The sequence below is a fragment of the Rhodopirellula halodulae genome (assembly GCF_020966775.1).
GTDB lineage: Bacteria > Planctomycetota > Planctomycetia > Pirellulales > Pirellulaceae > Rhodopirellula > Rhodopirellula halodulae.
Genome location: NZ_JAJKFV010000030.1, coordinates 147,456 through 166,199 on the forward strand (window position 1 = coordinate 147,456; position 18,744 = coordinate 166,199).

Consider the following 18,744-nt stretch of genomic DNA (forward strand, 5'->3'; position numbering starts at 1 on the left):
ACATCCGTACAGGTAATTGCGATGGATTCTCTGTCTCCGTAGATAAATCTTCAGGAAGGAGAGATCGTGCCCCTCTAAAGCTTGACACAGGCTCCTGGAACCACGAAAGTTGCGCCGATCAGATGTGCTCAAAAAACACGTTGGTAATTGATTTTTTTTCACTGACGGGCGTTTTACGAGCGTTTCTGGTGCTGCGTTTCCTTATTTTTCTTGGTTCAGAGGAGTCCTCAAGATGAGCAGAAATCGACGCCTAAGAACGCCAAACGCGTTCACCCTCGTGGAGCTACTGGTCGTTATCGCGATCATTGGCGTCCTGGTCGGATTGCTATTGCCCGCCGTGCAAGCCGCGCGTGAGGCAGCCCGGCGAATGAGTTGCGGCAACAACATGAAGCAACTCGGACTGGCAATTCACAACTACCACAGTGCGTTCAACGGCTTGCCCGTCAATGGCGGTGGCACGGACAACACCGCCGGCAGCCAAACCACCCAAAACGGCAACAACGGCAATGGCCGGCGGATCAGTTGGTTGATCCCCATTTTGCCATACGTGGAGCAACAGGCACTTTGGGAGCAGATCAGCAATCCAATGGATTCTGACGGCGATGGCACCATCAATTATCCAGCTATGGGGCCCCGAGCATGGGATCAAAACTACACCCCATGGATGACGGACATCGGAACTTTTCGCTGCCCGAGTGACCCGGGTGTTGGTGCTCCGGCAATGGGGCGTGCGAACTACGCTTGCAGCTACGGCGATGGAATTCACTATGCGGATGCTGGACCGCTGAACGCTTCCAATGGCTTCTATTACGAGGACACGGGCCGAGCGAACCAAGTCAATCAATCGCTTCGCGGATTCTTTATCTTCCGTCAGACGGTCCAAGGGATTCGTGGTCTTGGTCAAGGTCGAAGCCGACCGAACATGCGTTTCCGGGACGTGACCGATGGCCTGAGCAACACGATTATGCTTGGAGAAATGGCCACGCATGTGAATCCACGTGCTGTCAAAACGGATGCTGGCATCGGACCTGGATTCCGTCCCTTGGGAGAAGACCCCGGTTGGGCCGAAACAACCAATGCCAAAGATCCCGAACGTCCTCAGTTCTGGGCTGATGGAACGGACTCAATCGTTCGCAACATTAGTGGTGGTTACGGCCGTGGTTTTCGCTGGGCAGATGCCGCGATGGTCTACTCTGCATTCGGCACCATCCTTCCTCCTAACCGTGAAATGGTGATGCCTAATCGCTCTGACTCCGCGTGGTGCGTTGCACCACCAAGCAGTCAACACCAGGGAGGCGTTCACGTTGTCATGGGTGACGGAGCGGTGAAGTTCATCACGGACAGCATCGATGCGGGCGACAGCCATGTTGAGGTGATTTGGAGCGCGAACCGCCCTGGAGAAGAATCGCCCTTCGGAGTTTGGGGAGCCATGGGGACACGCAACGGCAAAGAAACCTTCGAGTTCGACTTCTAGATTTGATTTCCAAGGCGAGTTTGAGATGCCCTCGCGTCGCCAACTGAAAACCTATTTCTTTCTCTTTACTATTACACGAATGTCAACGTATGACTCAAAGATTTGATTGGAAGCAACTCGCTTGCGTGTTCACGCTGCTCACTTGTCTTTTGACGCCGATGGTCGGTTGCGGCCCTGGCGGCAACACCGTCGTCGAACCGGAAGGCGGCCCGATGACACCAGAAGAGATGCAGGCTTACGAAGAACAAGCTCAGCAGCAGACAGAAAACTACGAAGACAACTACCGTTGATTGATCGACTCAAGTTGCCAACGTAGTCTGAGTAAAAATCAAGCCGCCTCCTATTGATGGAGGCGGCTTTCGTTTTGAATGGGGCGAGTTCTTGGCAGGGTAGGTTCCTGGCCACGTCGCGGGCGTGACATGCGACTCCGCTTGGTTGCGTTGGCGAGACTAACGTTTTCGTTTCTTCAGTTGAAACGTTGCTCCGTTGTCGGAGGGCATGGATTGGTGCCAAGCGACGACTGCCTGGGTCATCCGCTGCGTTACCGTGGGGTGTTGCGAGGCGATGTTTTGGCTTTCGCCGGGATCATTTGCGAGGTCATACAGCTCGGCGTTTGTCCCATCGTATTCACAAAGCAATTTCCAGTTACCTTGTCGCATCGCGAGATCCGGGAGGTCATCGATCCCGTAAAACGAGTCTCGGTCTGGGGGACGGCGAAAGAAGATGGGAGCCTGACGCGAGCCGCCTTTGCCGAGCAATGTCGGCGCCAGCGATTCGCCATCAAAGGTCACGCCACTCGGATATTCCGCGCCGACAAGATCCAATAGGCTGGGCACCAAGTCGATTGCCGAGAGCACAGATTCCTGGTCGACCTGCCCCTTGCCTTGCACCAGTCCCGGACCCCATGCGATCAGGCTGGAACGCACCCCGCCTTCGTAAAGATGGGTCTTGTAGCCACGGAAAGGACCGGCTGAGCCCGCTCCCTTTTCCGGACCGTTGTCCGAGCAGATCAAAACCAGCGTGTTGTTGCGAAGTGCTTCGTCGTTTCGAATCCGATCGAAAAGTTCTCCAAACTGTTGGTCCATGTTTTCGAGGACGGACAGATAAAGCCCACGTTTTCCATCGGCCCAATCGTCCACCGGTGGCCAAAACGGAGCGTGAACATCATCCGGCCAGAGATTGATGTAAAACGGTTTCTCTGATTGCTGTGCCTTGTCAATGAATGGGATCGCGGCATCGACAAAACCACCCGTGATTTCCGAACGAAGCATCCATCGATAGCCGTCGCCCAATCGCTCAGCGTCCTCCCAAATGCGACCATTCTTGACGTCGCCCGGTTTGCGAGTCAAAGGCAATAGCTTAGGCCCCATGCCTTCGAAATTGGTCAGCGATTCATCAAATCCGTATTCCGTGATGTAGGGCGCTTCATCGACGTCCCTCTGGCCACCCATGTGCCATTTTCCAAAGTGGCCCGTGGCGTAACCGGCCGATTGCAAAGTCCTTGCGAGCGTCGGAGCTTTGGGATCCAACCACTGGGCGATGCCGCGTCGCTCGTTCAATTCACGACTCGCCAGGTAAGATCCAATCCGCCAGCGTTGCGGGTATTGGCCGGTCGTGATGGCTGTTCGGGAAGGCGAACAGATCGGCGAATTAACGTAGAACTGCTCGAAGCGAACACCTTCGGAGGCCATGCGATCAATGTTGGGCGTTTGCGCATCGTCGTTGCCAAAGCACGAAAAGTCTCCCCAACCCATGTCGTCGATGAACACCAAAACAATGTTGGGGCGTGTGGCGGTGGAGACATCGTCATCAGCAGACAAAGTGAGCGAGCCGAAGCAAACGGCAAGCAGGCATGGGAACAGCCATTTCAAATTCCAGCAGGGATAAAATGTTCTCATGAGGATCGCTTTCGTGGGGGTGATAGATGAGGGGGCGAAGGAGATTGACGGGAGTGCCAGCTGCAACTGCGATTCAGTTCGTGCTTGCAGAATCGAACTGTTGTGCCTCGTCGGGGCCGGGTGTGGCATAGGCGGGGTCTTTCGCGCGAACAATGACCTCCCCATTTTTATCGATCCGCACTTCCAAAGGCACGATGGTCACCCCTTGCTCATTGATGGTTTGAGCGTTTTCACCGAGGTCTTTCGTTTCAATACCATCCCGCGAGACAGGCGGGACATTTGCATTGAAAAATGCGGTGCACCACCATCTACCATCGCGATCTTGGAACGGTGTGCCATGACCTAGAAAACGTCCCGCGAATTTGCGTGGGCCATATGGGCCCGTGATGTTGTCCGCCACGCAGTAATACAGATTGTAGGACCCCTTGCGTCCTTGATCCGTTGACCACGCTGTTCCCAAGTGAACATATTTGTCGCCCACTTTGATCATGGTTGCCCCTTCGTGCCCGATGCGAGCGATGGAGGTTCCATTCGGTCCCGGACGTGTTCCCGCCGGGTCGATTCTCACTGGTTGAGTTTCGTAACCGCTTAAATCGCTCGCCAGTTTTGCAACCAATGTATTGGACCACAATAGATAGCGAGATCCGTCGTCGTCTGTGAAAATCGATGGGTCGTGTCGAGGCCCAAGCTTGCCTCGCATTGGGTGTGTCCAAGGGCCTTTCAGATCGCTGCCTTCGCTGAGCGCGAGACTTGAGTGTTGCTTGGGGCAATGCACCAAAGCCCAGCGATCACCGAGCCAATGCAGTTCGGGGGCCCAAATCAACGGCTTGCCAATCTTCTTGCCAGACCTCGCTTTCATCGTGTCAGACACTTGAAAGACCGGGCCAAGTGACTCCCATTCCACCAAGTCTTTGCTTCGCCAAACCCGAACCTCGTTCCCAACAATGCTCTGCTCTCCGAGTCCAATGTTGTAGGGATTCGTCGTTTCGCGAGGATCGTTTTCGCTCGGTTGAGTCCCGGTGAGGTAGTAGTATTCCTGTTCGGGGCCCAACGTGATGTAGGGGTCGCGAATCCAACCTGATTTGATGTGCAACGCACGGTCATGTGATTTTAAACCGGTGCGTATTTGGTCCGCACTCATCACCTCCGCGGGTTGCCGGTCTGTCTTCTGCTCAATGAAAGCCGAGTTGGGAAACTTGTCTGCCGCTTTTTGATCCAGTGGCGTGAACAAAGATTGATGCAACTGCTTCAACTGTTCCGCAGGAATTTTGATGACCTTGCGATCGTAGGTCATCAAACCATTGATCTCTCCCTCCACGTCCGAGGTTTGAGTGTAGACGCCGGCAGCAATACCCTGACGACGAAGTTGGTTGAGTTTCTCAAGCGAAGTCACATAGCGTTGTTTGTACTCCGCTTCGTTCTTCGGCAATCCACCATAGCCCCAGTTGCGGCGATTGGCGTCCCACAAGTGTCCCTTGACGGGATAACCGTGCCCGCCGAACTCGCCGACGACTTTGATGAAGTCATCAAAACGTCCGTCTTGATTCAGCTCGAAAGGGAACCCCGGATGCGGATAGCGATGCTCGTCCACCACATCGCCAACCGGCCAGAAGTTTCCGCCGCTGGCAATGTTGATGATTCGCGTCGGATCTCGCTTAACCGTCCACTTCCCCACTTCCATGGTTTGATGCTGTCCCCATCGTTCATTGAATGGCACCCAAGAAACGATGGACGGATGATTCTCCAACGCGTCGATCATCCATTCCAATTCCAGCATGAATTGCTCATGCTGTTCGGTTGGCCACTGTGCGTCATTGGGATTTGGACGCAGTCGTGTCCATTCTGGCCATCCCTCGGCATTGGTCCCTCCGCTGACGTGGTCCTGCCAGACCATCATTCCCAAACGGTCGCAGTGGTAGTAGTAACGTCTCGGTTCAACCTTGATATGTTTGCGAATCATGTTGAAGCCGGCTGACTTCAACCACTCAATGTCGAACAGCATGGCTTCGTCGGAAGGCGGAGTCAGCAAGCCATCGGGCCACCAACCCTGGTCCAACGGTCCCCAATGGAAGAGAACTTCGCCATTGAGCGTGAATCGCCAGTGCCCATCGGCATCTTTGACTTTTCCGACCGATCGGATGCCCGCGTAAGACGTGACTGAATCTTGTTCGTTGCCACTCGGTGAAAGCAGAGTCGCTTCGATGTCGTACAAATGGGGTGAATCAGGAGACCACAGCTTCGCATTGGGAACTTGCAATGTCGTGGACCCGGACTCGATCGTTCCTTCCGCCACGACCTTTCCGCCATCTTTCACCGTGACCCGAACTGGCGCCTCGGATTCAGTCTGGGGCGAAATCGTGATGGATCCCTGTTCTGCATCCGTCGTGATCTTCAAGTCCCTGAGATAGCTTTCCGGTACTTCTTCCATCCAAACCGTCTGCCAAATTCCTGACACTTGCGTGTACCAGATGCCTCGCGCGTTCAATGTTTGCTTGCCGCGAAGTTGCCATTCTTCCGTGGCATCTTCGACTCGCACTACCAGATCATTCTTTCCGCGAATCAGCGCCTTGGTAGCGTCCAGTGTGAATGGCGTGTTTCCACCGACATGGGTTCCGATACTGGTTCCGTTCACGAAGACTTCGCAGCGGTAGTCGACTGCTTCGAAGTTCAGGAGCGTCCGTTTGCCATCGGGATTCGACGAATTAAATTCGCGGTGATACCAAAGCGATTCTGATGAGTCGAGCAAACGTTGAACGCCGCCCAGTTTGGATTCCAAGCTGAATGGAACCAGGATCTTTCCATTCCATTGCTCGGGTGCATCCGTTTGACTTTTGGGGGTGACTGCATAATTCCAATGCCCATTGAGATTCGTCCAGTTGTCTCGTTGAAATTGGGGACGCGGGTACTCAGTCCATGCGTTGTCGGCTGTCACCTCTGCTCCCCACCGTGTGATCAACTCCGACTGAAACGGTACGGTCTCACGCTTGGGCCGCGGCAGTGTGGGCACGTTGTCAGCATCAATCACATGAGCATCGATAAATTGTCCGCCCGCGGTTTGCTTGCAGTGCACCGCCAACAAGTTCGTCCCGGTTTTCAAATGCGTTGATTGAGTCTGGTCGAGAGGTAGCACGTGGTATTTGGTGCTGTACCCTGGCAACTTGGCGATCAAGTTCCCGTTGAGGTAAACCTCGGCATCTTCGTCATGATGAATCAGCAGGCCAGGATGGTTCGGAAGAGTTGGGACTTGGAACTCTTTCCGCATCCAAATCTCATTGCCGGTCCAAATCGTGCCGACGCGGGAGGCCGGGGTTTCGATGGTCCCAAACCCACCTTCCCCCTGTTTCCAGTTTTCATGTTGAAATTCAGGCTTGGTCCAGTCGTCCGCAGGCTGTTTCTGCCGATAGTGCCATTGGTCAGCAACGGGGATTCCGTTCGCCTCGTCAGCGAAGGAAAATACGGTGAAGCAAAAACTCAGGTTGAGAGCGAGTGAAAGCTGAAGGATTCTGTCAACTACTCTTGAGCCAGAATGGATCATAAACAACCTCGTGGGGGACGATGGAGGGTGGGAAGATCGATGGTCAGCGATGCAACATTGAGCCAGAGGAATCGAAAAACGATGCAAAAGAAAAGGCGAAACGCAATTTGGATGCGATCCGCCGCTTTGTTATGCCTTCTGGCAGTTCGGCGTCTCTGGTTTGAAAACGGCTTGCACGACCAACAAAACCAAACGATCTCAGTCGCAGGATAGCACGACAACATATCTTATTCAAGTTCCTGGCGGTTTGAGGGCACTCCAGCGCGACCGTACCGCCGAGTGATTCTCTTCCCGAAGGTAGTTTTCAGCAAAATCCGACATGAAACGCATCCCGTCACCATGCTTCCCATCCGGGCAGTTGCTGGCCGATTTGGAATGGGCCATCAACAGCCCGTCTTTGCTGGGGCAACCTCCGGCCGGATGTCGATCCGAGATTGTCGAAATAGTGCCAGCCAACAACGTCGACCCGTCCAAGGTTGACGCAGTCCATCTCCAGCAATGGTTTGAGGAACAGAATCGCCAGCGACCGTTGGGCCGACGAGTAGGACGCTACTTTGAAAGACTCGTGCACTACTGGCTCAAGCATCTACGACGCGTCGAGATGATCGCGCATGGAAAGCCAATTCTCGAAGCAGGTCGGACGATCGGCGAGATCGACTTTTTGTATCTCGATGAGCATGGGGAACTCACGCATCTGGAGGTCGCGGTCAAGTTCTATCTCGGAATCATCTCGACCGAGAGCAGTGGCCTTTATTTTGTTGGGCCCAACTTGAAGGATACTTATGACCGAAAATTTGACCGCATGTTCCAACATCAGCTTCAGTTGGAATCGGAGATCTTTCCAAGTCAGCCTCGCCGAGCCGCTCTGGTCAAAGGAATTCTCTTCTACCCAGTAGGCAGCGGCCAACCAAATGATACGGCGTCTCCACCAACCGCCAGCCAGACACACCTTCGAGGCGAATGGGTCCGAGCGTCAGCGCTGCGGCGATGGTGCGATCGCAATCTAGTATCCGACGATCGGTTCTCTCTTCCTGACAAACCGTTTTGGCTAACGGCATTCAAGGGGCCAGAAAGGGATTCGCAAACTGACAATGAAGCGATGGTCGCAGCCTGTTTACAAGACGTCAAAACCCAACGACGTCCCGTGATGGCAACGGTGACGTCAGCGGCAGCGATGAACCCTTCCGGCAATACTGAGTTCAAACGTCTGATTGTTGTTCCTGATACTTGGCCTGATCCGTGAACACGCAACGGACCTCGGGTCATTCTTCTTACGGTTTCAAATGTTCATCGATGAACGATTGAATCATTTCTCGAACTTCGCGTGACGAAAACCCTTTTCCACCATGCTTGGCTCCACGGATCAAATGGAGCTTCGAGGGCACGTTCGCGGTTTCCAACGCGGCATGTAGTTTTTGGCTCTGGTTCATCGGGACCACCGGATCCGCCGTCCCATGGATGATCAAAAACGGGGGATCATTCGCGTCGATGTAGGTGATGGGGTTCACCTTTTTGATCCCGGCTTGGTTTGGCAACACTTCACCCCCACCGAGCAACTTCGACTCCGGTGAGCCATCGCGATTGTGAGCTTCGTAGCCCGGTTCGGTCACGAACGCTTCAAAATCAGTTGGACCGTAGAGGTCCACCACGGCTTGAACGGTACTGGATTGATCTTGCCATCCTCCCGTGCCTTCGAACTCTTTGACGTCGCCTGATGTTCCCAACAAAGCGACCAAATGACCGCCGGCGGAGCTTCCCGCCACGCCGATGCGTTCGGAATCAATTCCATACTCATCCGCATGAGCACGCAAAAAACGAATCGCACATTTGCAGTCTTCGATTTGGGCGGGAAAGGGGGCTTCGCCAGTCAGCCTGTATTCGATGGTTGCACCGACATAGCCATTGGCCACCCAACGTGCAAGTTGATTGACGCCTCCGTCCTTTGTACCGCCCATCCATCCACCGCCGTGAATCCAAACCATCAACGGCGATGGTTCCGAACGAGGCTTCTCCGGCAGAACAATGTGCATGGTCAAGTCTCTGCCACCACCTTGTCCGAATACCACGTTGCGAAGGACACGGGTTCTCGCAGGATTGCGTTGGGATCGCACGGCAGTGGTTCTTTCGTTGGTCGGTTGTCGCACGCGTTGCGGAATGGATTCTTCCGCGAGTTCAATCACGCCGTCCCCATCGCGGTCCATTCGCGAAAACAAACGGGCGGGACCTTGGAACTCTGCGCGAGTGACCTTGCCGTCTTGATTCGCATCGTCTCGTTTCAAACGCTCCATCACACTTGGTCGAGAGGACGGTTGTTGTGTCTGGTCCTGGGAATAGCAAGCGACACCATGGGTGACACCGGCAAGAGTGAATGCAAGCGAGAAGCGATAAAGCATCGAGGAACGGAATCGCATGGTATGTGACCAAGAACAGGGAGGTGCTGCGACGGACAAACGGGACGCGTGACGACTTCCTGTCATCCAGACTGGTACGCGTTCGGAATCCGCAGTTTAGCCGAGCCCAAACCGCCGCAGGCCCACGATGCCCGGTCACAGCCATTTGTTACACAGTGGCCAATCATCGATTGTTGATTGGTCGGCAAAAGCTTTCGACTTCGCTATCGATCCATTCCCTTCCATCGCACAAAACCCTCGATGGCTTGGTATTGAGCCAGGCCGAGCTGGTCGTAGGTTCGAGCCGTGTGAGCGTTGCGTGCTTCGGCTCGCTGCCAAAATTCGCGGGCGTCCGCTCCGGGAAAGAGTGCTCGATCTTTTTGCGATTCGTGTTTGAAAATGGCCGCTCGTTTGCGATCGACTTCTTGAGGACTGAGTGGCACCGCCATTTCGATTTCGTAGGGCGGCCACTCCTGCCACGCGCCGCGGTACAACCACACCGCGCACGATCGCATCCATTCATCTTCACGACAAAGCTCGCAAGCGGCGAAAAGCACTTCCAAGCAAGTTCGGTGAGTTCCATGCGGATCGCTCAAGTCACCGGCCGCGTAAATCTGGTGCGGCTGCACGTCTCTTAACAAGTCGACGGTGATCTCGATGTCGCGATCACTGATGGGTTTCTTCCGAACCACGCCCGTTTCATAAAACGGCAAATCGAGGAAGTGCAATCGCTCCGCCGGCACACCGCAAACGATTGCCCCTTCTTCCGCTTCGCCTCGTCGGATCAAGCCCTTTAAACGTTGCATTTCAGGAATGTCGACTTCGCCGGGGTCCTTGTCACCCAAAAAGCGAATCATCTTCTGCGTCAATTCGACCACCGGAGGCGACAACAGGTCGAACTCTTTGCAGAACTCCCGAGCAAACTTCGCGAAGCGGATTGCGTCGCCATCAAAAACTGCAATGTTGCCCGACGTTTGATAAGCCACGTGCACCTCGTGGCCTTGGTCGGCCAATCGAGTCAACGTGCCTCCCATCGAGATCACATCATCGTCGGGATGAGGCGAAAACAAGACGATGCGTTTGGGAAAGACGACGTCGGGTTGGTTGGGTTTGCCGGCCGGCCATCCCGTGATCGTGCTTTGTAGATGCCGGAAAACACGCAAGTTGATTTCGTATGCCGACCCGTATTCTGCCAACAGATCTTGCAGGCCATTTTCGTTGTAGTCGCCATCGACCAACATCAACACGGGCTTGTCCAGCGACTGCGAAAGAGCAATCACGGCGCGACGCACCATCGCATCGTCCCAGACCACTTTCTCATCCAGCCAAGGCGATTGGATCCGGCTGATCGCGGCTGACGCGGCTTCGTCCAAGATCAATTCGGCGCCGGGGTGTTCTTGCAGCGAAGTCGCGGGGACCGAAGGAGCCAACTCGCCCTCCACGGTTCTTGCGATGATCGAGGATTTGCCTTCACCGAATGCCAGCAGAAAAATCTTCTTGGCTTGCAAAATGGTGCCGACACCCATCGTGATGGCTCGACGAGGAACGTTCTCGACACCGAAAAAGTTGCTGGCGGAATCAATTCGCGTCATCCCGTCCAACGTGATCATGCGCGTCCGCGAATCGGTGCCTGAACCGGGCTCGTTGAAACCGATGTGACCAGTCCGTCCGATTCCAAGCAACTGGATGTCGATTCCACCCGCCTCTTCGATTCGCTGCTCATAAGCCAAGCAGTAATCGGCAACGCATTCGGGTTGCAAGGTGCCGTCGGGCAGATGAATGTTCTCGGCAACCATGTCGACATGATCGAACAAGTGCTCATGCATGAATCGCGAATGGCTCTGCAGGCACTCCGCCGACATCGGATAGTACTCGTCCAAATTGAACGTCACGACGTTGGCAAACGAGAGGCCTTCTTCCGCGTGCAAGCGTCGCAGTTCCGCGTACACGTCCACCGGCGATGAACCAGCTACCAAGCCGAGTACCGCAGTCCGAGATTCCGCAGCACGACTTCGGATCAAACGAGCGATCTCGTTTGCAACGGCGACGCTGGCGTCCCGCGAATCGGGGTAGATGCGATAAGCAATCTTGCTTTTGGTGGACGCACATACCATTTGCACGGCGTCCGTTCCTGACACATGAGTCTTCACGCGAGCGGTCTCTTAGCGAATTGAATCGGAACCTTCTTGTTCAGCCAATTGTTGAGCAAAGTGGGCGGCGCCCACAATGCCCGCATCGTTGCCGAGCGTGGCAAATTCGATCTGCAGGTTCCGGCTGATTTGAGTCAGCGACCGCGGCAAACATTCCACGCGGACGCCTTCAATGAAACGCTTGCCGATGTCGGTGCCCGGACCGCCGAAATTCATCGCACCACCGAGCAAGACGACCTCCGGATCCAATACGTGAGCCAACATGGAAATCGCGCGGCCAATGTAGATGGCGGTTTGATCGATGGTTTGCGTCGCAACCCTGTCACCCAAAGCGGCAGCGTTGGCAATCGCGAGCGGGGTCAAACGCTTGGCAGAGTTCAGGCTGGATTCATCCCTAGAACTCTGCATCAGTTCGTTTGCTGTTTGCACGACACCGGCTGATCCGGCGTAGGCTTCCAAGTGACCAGGAAAGCCGCAACCACAAAGTCTCGCGTCTTGATCGAATTGAATCGTGGCGTGTCCAATTTCGCCTCCGCAACCATTGGCCCCGCGAAGTGGGCGTCCGTTCACAATGACTCCACCGCCAACGCCCGTTCCCAAAGTCAACAAGACCAATGATTCGGCTCGACAAAGCCCGTGAACGGACTCCGCCAGTGCCGCCGCATCCGCGTCGTTGAGGACGGCCACCGGCTTCTCAAAAACATTCGTCAATTGCTGGCGAAAGTTCAGATGATGCCAACGATGCAAATTCGCGGTTTCGGCCAGAGCCTCTTCTTTGGGATCCAGCACACCGGCCATAGCCAATCCAATGGCGCTGAGATCCGTCAGTTCTTTCGACGATGTGCGTAGCGTTTCCTCCACGCTTTGTCGGCATGCTTCGAAAGCCGACTCCAGCGAGTCGAATTCTTCCGTGCGAATGTGGTTCCGCCAGATGAGGTGATCGCCATGGAACAAGCCGAACTTGATGGTGGTCCCACCCAAATCGATCCCAAGCACCCAGCGTTGTCGCAATTGCTCAGTTGCCCTCTCGTGCGATTTGCCAATGGAGTGAGACGACGCCGACATACGTTTGTTGCAGGGGGATTCGAAAGAAAGAAACTGACTGATTGGGAAGGAGCTGGCTTCGCATCAGAGCATTTCAGTGAAGGAACGCTCGCGGCTCTGCCAATGCCAAGGGATCGGCAGGAAGGTTTGAATGCGGAGTCCTGACTTCCTTGATGCCACGCGAAGAGGATCGGATGCAGTCTAGTCCAAAACGCCGGCAACGATTGGCTTTTGTTCCATTACAATTGCCGGCCACCTCACCCCGATTTCCCACCTCACGAGAGAATTCTCATGCCTTTCAATCCGACTCAACGAGCCGAGCTTCAGTTCTTTTTCGACGAGGCGACCACATCGGCGGGCTCAAGCTTTCCTGTCTCAAGCCGCAATTGCCTTGGATTCATCCGGCATTGGTTCTGCAGCATGACCTTGTTGTTTGTGTCGGGATTGGCTGGCCAAGTCTTGGCGGTGGAACCCGCGCACGAAGCCGAGCACATTGCGTTGTGGAAAGACGGCGCACCGGGATCGGTCGATCGAATGAATGAAGCTCCGATTTGGGAAGGTGCCAATTTGACCAATGTGCATCATCCGACGATCACGCCGTATGTTCCCGCACCCGAAAAGTCGACTGGTACGGCGGTGCTGATTTGCCCAGGAGGTGGTCACAAGAAACTTTGCCTCGGACACGAAGGCGATTCGTTGGCCAAATGGTTTGCCGAGCGGGGCATCGCCGCATTCGTGCTTCGCTATCGATTGTGTCGCGAACCCAATTCGCCATACACCTTGGAAGGCCACGCCATGGACGACACTCACCGAGCCATCCGGATGATCCGCTCGCGAGCGGAAGAGTGGAATCTGAAAACGGATCGAATCGGCATCTTGGGTTTTTCGGCCGGTGGTGAGCTTGCTGCCTATTCTGCGATGAACCCACAAGACGGCAACGCTCAGTCCGCGGATCCGATCGAACAAGTCAGCAGTCGCCCGGACTTTCACGCACTGATTTACCCCGGAAAGTCCGCTACTTTTGAAGTTCACGAAGGAATGTCACCGGCATTCGTTGCCTTTGGCTATCACGATCGCGAAGACATCGCGGTTGGGATGGCTCATGTCTATCTGAAGTACAAAGCCGCGAATGTTCCGTGCGAAATGCACGTTTACAGCGAAGCGGGACACGGCTTCGGCTTTCGCGAAGACCGCAACAAGGCGGCATTGAAGTGGCCGGAGCGATTGGAGGACTGGCTGATCGATCGCAAACTGCTGACGCCAGTCGAATGATAGATTGAAGACGTGCTTCGTTGATTTTAACGCGAGCGTTTCAGTTGGCTCGGCGGTACTCCGTAGACCCGCTTGAAAGCTCGCGAGAATTGAAAGGCATCGGCGAACTTCAGCATCTCGGCCACGTCGCGGACTTTCATTCCTTGCGTGAACAGCAAATCCGCGGCGTAATTCATCCGGAGCCGCAGCAGATACTGATAGGCTCCGCGAGCTGCGTAGCGTTTGAATAGTCGCGAGACATACACCGTGGTGTAGCCGCATTGGTCGGCGACTTCTGCGATCGATGTGAGATCGCGGTAGTTGTCGTCCATGTATTGCCGGATGTCTTGATAGACCTCGTACGCCTTGGGCGAATCACCCTCGGAAGTCGACCTCCGCTGAGCAATTTTGATGATCATTGCCCGCGTGATCAGAGAAACGATGTCTCGCGATCGAAGCTGATCGTCCTTGCCCTCGGTCGCGATCATTTGAAACAGATCCGTCAGTTCTTTGACGTTTCGCACGTGCAGCGGATAGCCGCTGAGCAGATCCGCCTCCTGCAAGAGCCGCTTCGCGTCCGTACCGGACATGTCCAGGTAGTACTTTCGCATTCCCGTTTGGGAGCTGTTTTCGATTCGATGCCGAACGCCGGGGCCGTAAGCGAACACGGTCCCACGCTTCAGGTCGAACCACTCGTTTTCCAGTTGCAATCGGCCTTCGCCCTGGTCGACGAACTCCAAACCCCAGAACGGGAAATCGCTTCGTCTGATGACATAGTCCAACGACGTCCGCTCCATCCCACCGCAGACAACCGTGAACCGGCTGTGTGGATCCGGATCCAGGTCCAGGTAAAAGTGCGAGGCCTCGACGGTTTGCTTCGACACAAACTCGGGTTCTTGGAACTCTGCCATCGCAAACTTCTAGCTAGAAAAAACGAAAATTTTAGGCTGCCTCAGCCAATTTGTTCAGAAATCAGGCGTATAGACTGCGCCGGGGCGAATGTGTCGAAGGTCATTTTACGTCGCAAAACCCGTTTCGGTTCCGCTGGAGGCCACCCATTCGGCGAAGTTCGTCACCAAAACATCCCGTTTAAATTGAGATATGTCGGATTGTTTTGGGCTATTCATTTTTCGCGTAGTCGAGTGAGAATTGCCACCATTGAGCGTCTGCAACCGCAGTTCCCACGCCCCTATTTCTTTTTGGGCAAACCATCCGCCCTTTGGAAGATTTTGTGGCGAACGCTTGGGTCGGGCGGACATTGCAACTGCCTCAAAACTATTCCCACTCTTTCCAATTCTGGAGCCCCATTCGAAATGATCCGTTCCTCAAAACAACGTGCTGCCTTCACTCTGGTTGAGTTGTTGGTGGTCATCGCCATCATCGGCGTGTTGGTTGGCCTGTTGCTCCCCGCGGTACAGGCTGCTCGTGAAGCTGCCCGTCGCATGAGCTGCAGCAATAACTTCAAGCAAATTGGCCTGTCGATCCACAACTACCACAGTGCCTACAACCAATTGCCAATCCATGGTGGCGGAACCACCGATCCCATCACCGACCGTATTTGGCGTCCATCGGAAGTCTCCAACAATGGTCGGCTGAGCTGGCTGGTTGGTCTGACTCCATTTTTGGAGCAGCAAGGATTATGGGAAATGATCTCCAATCCGTTGAACGAAGACTCGCAAGGCTCGATCCCTCCGGCCGCCAGTGGCAACGGTGGTGCACAGGCTCAACGTGGCGGTGCGGGATTCAGTCCCATGGGACCCTCGCCTGATGAAATTCTTTATACCCCTTGGGTCACGGAGCTTCCAACTTTCCGTTGTCCCAGCGATCCCGGCAATGGCTTGCCGGCGCTTGGCCGGACCAACTATGCCGCCAACTTGGGCGACGCAGCGGAACGAGCCAACCAGGGCGATTGGAACAACTTCGCTCCAATTGGCTACAACAACATCAGCTCCGGTCTTTCGAGTGAGATGCAGGCTGCCGGCCGCGGATTCTTCACCGTTCACAAGAGCCGTCGCTTCCGTGATGTGCTGGATGGGCTCGCGAATACAGTCGCTGCTGGCGAAATCGCAACGGACTTGGGCGACAAAGATGCGCGTACCATTTCGCTCAGTCGCGGATTTGTCTTTTCGCGTTCTTACTCACCCAACGCATGCGACAACATGGTCGATCCAGAGCGTCCCCAGTTCTGGCCAGCCGGCCAAGCAACCGTCGGTGCCGTCGACGGTCGTGGCTTCCGTTGGGCCGAGCATTTGCCCAATTTTAGCGGCTTTTTCACAGCTCAACCGCCCAACAGCCCAATCTGCAATGAGCAAAACGCTGGTGGCTCGGGTTGGTACTCGGCGGGCAGTCGCCACCAAGGTGGCGTGCACGTTTTGATGGGTGATGGTGCCGTTCGTTTTGTTACCGATTCGATCGATGCTGGCAACCAAGACGCCTTGGCCGTCAACGCGTGGCGTACTCCGGGCGGCAAAAGCCCCTACGGTGTTTGGGGAGCTCTTGGAACACGTTCCGCCAAAGAAGTCATCAGCGGCGACGCATTCTAAGCTGACTTCCTGGCAAGGACTGACTTACTCTCGGCGTCCCGGCATCTGGCTGGGACGCTGCCTCCACTTCACCAATGAGATCCATGAAACATATCTGCAAACTTGCTCTCCTCGCACTTCTCTTTCCCGCCGTGATCGGTTGCGGTGGCTCTGAGCCAGCGAATGTCGCCGGCGGTGCATCGGAGAGCGAAATCGAAGAGTACAACCGGATGCTGCAAGAGTCCCAGAGCCAAATGGCTGAGGCGGACGAAGCGATGGCAAAGCAGGCCAAGGGCGGTCGCTGAACCGACGCTTTCTGAACCGATCCTCGCTAGATTGATCGACGAACCCAACATGAGTTTCCCATCAGGAAATCCATGTTGGGTTTCTTTTGGGATTCACCGATTCTCCATGGATCCCAAGAGCAAGGCTGCTGATACGGCCATCTGAAACGGCTCGCAATCGCCTTCACTTGATGCCCGCGTTCGGCGAGGCGTTCGGCGGGTGGTCGGTCACGCAGTGCTCGCCGCTTCCTGCTGCCTGGAAGCTCCCTTCGATCGGAATTTGCGACGGCTCCTTTTAGTGCTGTTGAAGCACATGCCGCTTCTCGTCGCTGGCACAACTTTCACATGGGGCGATCGAGGCTCCGATGGCGCGACCGCATCGCTGACTGAAGCGTGGTTTTCAAACACTTTCACGAATCGATGGTCGGGTGAGAACGCGAACTTGCGTTGCGCCTATCTGGCTGGCTGATCGCTCACCTCACGATCGCGTGATGCTCCCAAACGAGGTCGCCACCCGACTAGAGGCGGTGCTGCGATGCTCAGAAGTCGCATTGTTTCACCGGTGTTTAAATATTGTTGCGTTTGGAAGCAATGGAAGCGCGCGAGAAGGCTAATTGCCGAAGTCGATAGACCTCCCGGCGGGGCAATCGTCTGGAGACGATCAATCAAGACCCGATGCGTGTTTAGAAATTGCCATGCCTTTGAAAACGAGCTATGGTGATTTTTCACGGGCAAGGGAGAATGGGCACCGTTGGGACGCCTCTGTCGCGGGCATCACGCCCTAGAGAAATCGGTTCGAGACAAATGTCTTCGGATTGGCTGCCTTTTGACGTGGATCGCATCGCGGCGGGCTAACAACAAACTTTTCCAATCGATTCAGTTCAGAATCCTCATTCGTTTCTTCATTTGGAGCACCCCTCTGATGTCCAAGTCCTTTAACAAGCGAGCCGGCTTCACGCTGGTCGAACTGTTGGTCGTGATCGCGATCATCGGTGTTCTGGTAGGTCTGTTGTTGCCCGCCGTCCAAGCGGCTCGCGAAGCTGCACGTCGCATGAGTTGCAGCAACAACTTCAAGCAGATCGGTTTGGCGATCCACAACTACCACAGTGCCTACAACCAATTGCCAATCCATGGTGGTGGTACGACGGACAACGTCTCCGCACAAATCTGGCGTCCATCGGAAGTCTCCAACAACGGACGACTGAGCTGGTTGGTTGGTCTCACCCCCTTCATCGAGCAGCAAGGTTTGTGGGAGATGATCTCCAACCCGCTGAACGAAGATTCGCGTGGTAACAGCCCACCCGCCGGTAGCGGCAATGGTGGTGTTCAGGCGACTCGTGGTGGCGGTCCATTCAGCCCCATGGGCCCTACGCCTGACGAGATTCTTTACACGCCATGGGTGACACAGTTGCCAACCTTCCGTTGCCCCAGCGATCCCGGTGTTGGCCTGCCATCGCTTGGCCGTACCAACTACGCAGCGAACCTGGGTGATTCCGCTGAACGTGCCCACCAAGGCGATTGGAACAACAGTGCCCCGATTGGCTATGACAACATCAACTCGACGCTCGCGAATGAGATTCGTGGTGCTGGACGTGGTTTCTTTACCGTTCACAAGTCTCGTCGTTTCCGCGACGTGCTTGATGGTTTGGCCAACACGATTGCTGCTGGTGAAATCGCGACGGACTTGGGTGACAAAGACGTTCGAACCGCGGCGTTGAACCGCGGATGGTCGTTCGTCCGCAACTATCCACCAAATGACTGCGATGCGTTGGTTGATCCAACTCGTCCGCAGTTCTGGGATCCTTCGCAAACCACTGTCAGCGGTGTGGATGGTCGTGGCTTCCGCTGGGCAGAGCACCTGCCAAACTTCAGCGGTTTCTTCACGGCTCAACCTCCCAACAGCCCGATCTGTAACGAGCAAAACGCTGGGAACTCGGGTTGGTACTCGGCTTCCAGCCGTCACCAAGGCGGTGTCCACGTGCTGATGGGCGACGGTGCGGTGAAGTTCGTCACCGATTCGATCGAAGCCGGCAACCAAAGTGCACGTGGCGTCAACGCCTACCGAACGCCAGGTGCCAAGAGCCCTTACGGTGTTTGGGGTGCATTGGGCACACGAGCAGCAAAAGAAGTCATCGAAGACGTCTTTTGATCTAAGCTGAAACTTGTCGCGGTCGTCGTCCATCCGGCGACCGCGGT

General features: G+C 55.2%; 13 protein-coding genes. 7 read left to right on the forward strand and 6 right to left on the reverse strand.

Features of this window, described 5'->3' with window-relative positions; translation table 11 throughout:
* The first annotated feature begins 232 nt into the window (after window positions 1-232).
* Together LOC70_RS22680 and LOC70_RS22685 are read left to right on the forward strand one after the other, a co-directional pair.
* Window positions 233-1,474 carry a DUF1559 domain-containing protein gene (locus LOC70_RS22680; RefSeq protein WP_230256341.1) on the forward strand — a complete coding sequence of 414 codons (1,242 nt, stop codon included), beginning with the start codon at window positions 233-235 and terminating at the stop codon, window positions 1,472-1,474.
* Between the two features lie 89 nt (window positions 1,475-1,563).
* Complete coding sequence (locus LOC70_RS22685) at window positions 1,564-1,764, forward strand: hypothetical protein (protein WP_230256342.1); 201 nt, start codon at window positions 1,564-1,566, stop codon at window positions 1,762-1,764.
* Window positions 1,765-1,923: 159 nt separating this feature from the next.
* Here LOC70_RS22685 and LOC70_RS22690 read toward each other — a convergent pair whose 3' ends face one another.
* The gene (locus tag LOC70_RS22690; protein WP_230256343.1) at window positions 1,924-3,372 is read right to left on the reverse strand and encodes a sulfatase family protein; all 1,449 of its coding nucleotides are present in this window, start codon (window positions 3,370-3,372) and stop codon (window positions 1,924-1,926) included.
* A gap of 73 nt (window positions 3,373-3,445) precedes the next feature.
* On the reverse strand, window positions 3,446-6,907 hold the full coding sequence (locus LOC70_RS22700; protein ID WP_315857330.1) for a family 43 glycosylhydrolase: 3,462 nt from the start codon (window positions 6,905-6,907) through the stop codon (window positions 3,446-3,448).
* A gap of 319 nt (window positions 6,908-7,226) precedes the next feature.
* On the opposite strand from LOC70_RS22700, the gene LOC70_RS22705 reads away from it, so the two are divergent.
* Window positions 7,227-8,150, forward strand: a complete 924-nt coding sequence (locus LOC70_RS22705) for a DUF1853 family protein (RefSeq protein ID WP_230256344.1) — start codon at window positions 7,227-7,229, stop codon at window positions 8,148-8,150.
* A 28-nt stretch (window positions 8,151-8,178) separates the two neighbouring features.
* Here LOC70_RS22705 and LOC70_RS22710 read toward each other — a convergent pair whose 3' ends face one another.
* The 3 genes from LOC70_RS22710 to LOC70_RS22720 all read right to left on the reverse strand — a co-directional run bounded on the left by LOC70_RS22710 (window position 8,179) and on the right by LOC70_RS22720 (window position 12,512).
* On the reverse strand, window positions 8,179-9,318 hold the full coding sequence (locus LOC70_RS22710; RefSeq protein WP_230256345.1) for an alpha/beta hydrolase fold domain-containing protein: 1,140 nt from the start codon (window positions 9,316-9,318) through the stop codon (window positions 8,179-8,181).
* Between the two features lie 203 nt (window positions 9,319-9,521).
* Window positions 9,522-11,435, reverse strand: a complete 1,914-nt coding sequence (locus LOC70_RS22715; RefSeq protein WP_315857334.1) for a glucosamine-6-phosphate deaminase — start codon at window positions 11,433-11,435, stop codon at window positions 9,522-9,524.
* Window positions 11,436-11,459: 24 nt separating this feature from the next.
* On the reverse strand, window positions 11,460-12,512 hold the full coding sequence (locus LOC70_RS22720; protein ID WP_230256346.1) for an ROK family protein: 1,053 nt from the start codon (window positions 12,510-12,512) through the stop codon (window positions 11,460-11,462).
* Window positions 12,513-12,782: 270 nt separating this feature from the next.
* On the opposite strand from LOC70_RS22720, the gene LOC70_RS22725 reads away from it, so the two are divergent.
* Window positions 12,783-13,763, forward strand: coding sequence for an alpha/beta hydrolase (locus LOC70_RS22725; RefSeq protein WP_230256347.1), 981 nt, complete (start codon window positions 12,783-12,785; stop codon window positions 13,761-13,763).
* A 26-nt stretch (window positions 13,764-13,789) separates the two neighbouring features.
* On the opposite strand, the gene LOC70_RS22730 is transcribed toward LOC70_RS22725, so the two are convergent.
* Window positions 13,790-14,653, reverse strand: coding sequence for an AraC family transcriptional regulator (locus LOC70_RS22730; RefSeq protein ID WP_230256348.1), 864 nt, complete (start codon window positions 14,651-14,653; stop codon window positions 13,790-13,792).
* A gap of 402 nt (window positions 14,654-15,055) precedes the next feature.
* On the opposite strand from LOC70_RS22730, the gene LOC70_RS22735 reads away from it, so the two are divergent.
* The 3 genes from LOC70_RS22735 to LOC70_RS22745 all read left to right on the forward strand — a co-directional run bounded on the left by LOC70_RS22735 (window position 15,056) and on the right by LOC70_RS22745 (window position 18,697).
* Window positions 15,056-16,285 (forward strand): DUF1559 domain-containing protein, encoded by a 1,230-nt coding sequence (locus LOC70_RS22735; protein WP_230256349.1) that lies wholly within the window; start codon window positions 15,056-15,058, stop codon window positions 16,283-16,285.
* Window positions 16,286-16,368: 83 nt separating this feature from the next.
* Window positions 16,369-16,569, forward strand: a complete 201-nt coding sequence (locus LOC70_RS22740; RefSeq protein ID WP_230256350.1) for a hypothetical protein — start codon at window positions 16,369-16,371, stop codon at window positions 16,567-16,569.
* 901 nt (window positions 16,570-17,470) lie between these two features.
* Entirely contained in the window at window positions 17,471-18,697 is a 1,227-nt protein-coding gene (locus LOC70_RS22745; protein ID WP_230256351.1) for a DUF1559 domain-containing protein, read from the forward strand.
* Window positions 18,698-18,744 lie beyond the last annotated feature (47 nt).

Coding starts and splice junctions, on each gene's coding strand:
- LOC70_RS22720 (WP_230256346.1), bottom strand. CDS start 12,512: ATGTCGGCGTCGTCTCACTCCATTGGCAAATCGCACGAGAGGGCAACT.
- LOC70_RS22730 (WP_230256348.1), bottom strand. CDS start 14,653: ATGGCAGAGTTCCAAGAACCCGAGTTTGTGTCGAAGCAAACCGTCGAG.
- LOC70_RS22685 (WP_230256342.1), top strand. CDS start 1,564: ATGACTCAAAGATTTGATTGGAAGCAACTCGCTTGCGTGTTCACGCTG.
- LOC70_RS22725 (WP_230256347.1), top strand. CDS start 12,783: ATGCCTTTCAATCCGACTCAACGAGCCGAGCTTCAGTTCTTTTTCGAC.
- LOC70_RS22735 (WP_230256349.1), top strand. CDS start 15,056: ATGATCCGTTCCTCAAAACAACGTGCTGCCTTCACTCTGGTTGAGTTG.
- LOC70_RS22690 (WP_230256343.1), bottom strand. CDS start 3,372: ATGAGAACATTTTATCCCTGCTGGAATTTGAAATGGCTGTTCCCATGC.
- LOC70_RS22710 (WP_230256345.1), bottom strand. CDS start 9,318: ATGCGATTCCGTTCCTCGATGCTTTATCGCTTCTCGCTTGCATTCACT.
- LOC70_RS22740 (WP_230256350.1), top strand. CDS start 16,369: ATGAAACATATCTGCAAACTTGCTCTCCTCGCACTTCTCTTTCCCGCC.
- LOC70_RS22680 (WP_230256341.1), top strand. CDS start 233: ATGAGCAGAAATCGACGCCTAAGAACGCCAAACGCGTTCACCCTCGTG.
- LOC70_RS22745 (WP_230256351.1), top strand. CDS start 17,471: ATGTCCAAGTCCTTTAACAAGCGAGCCGGCTTCACGCTGGTCGAACTG.
- LOC70_RS22700 (WP_315857330.1), bottom strand. CDS start 6,907: ATGATCCATTCTGGCTCAAGAGTAGTTGACAGAATCCTTCAGCTTTCA.
- LOC70_RS22705 (WP_230256344.1), top strand. CDS start 7,227: ATGAAACGCATCCCGTCACCATGCTTCCCATCCGGGCAGTTGCTGGCC.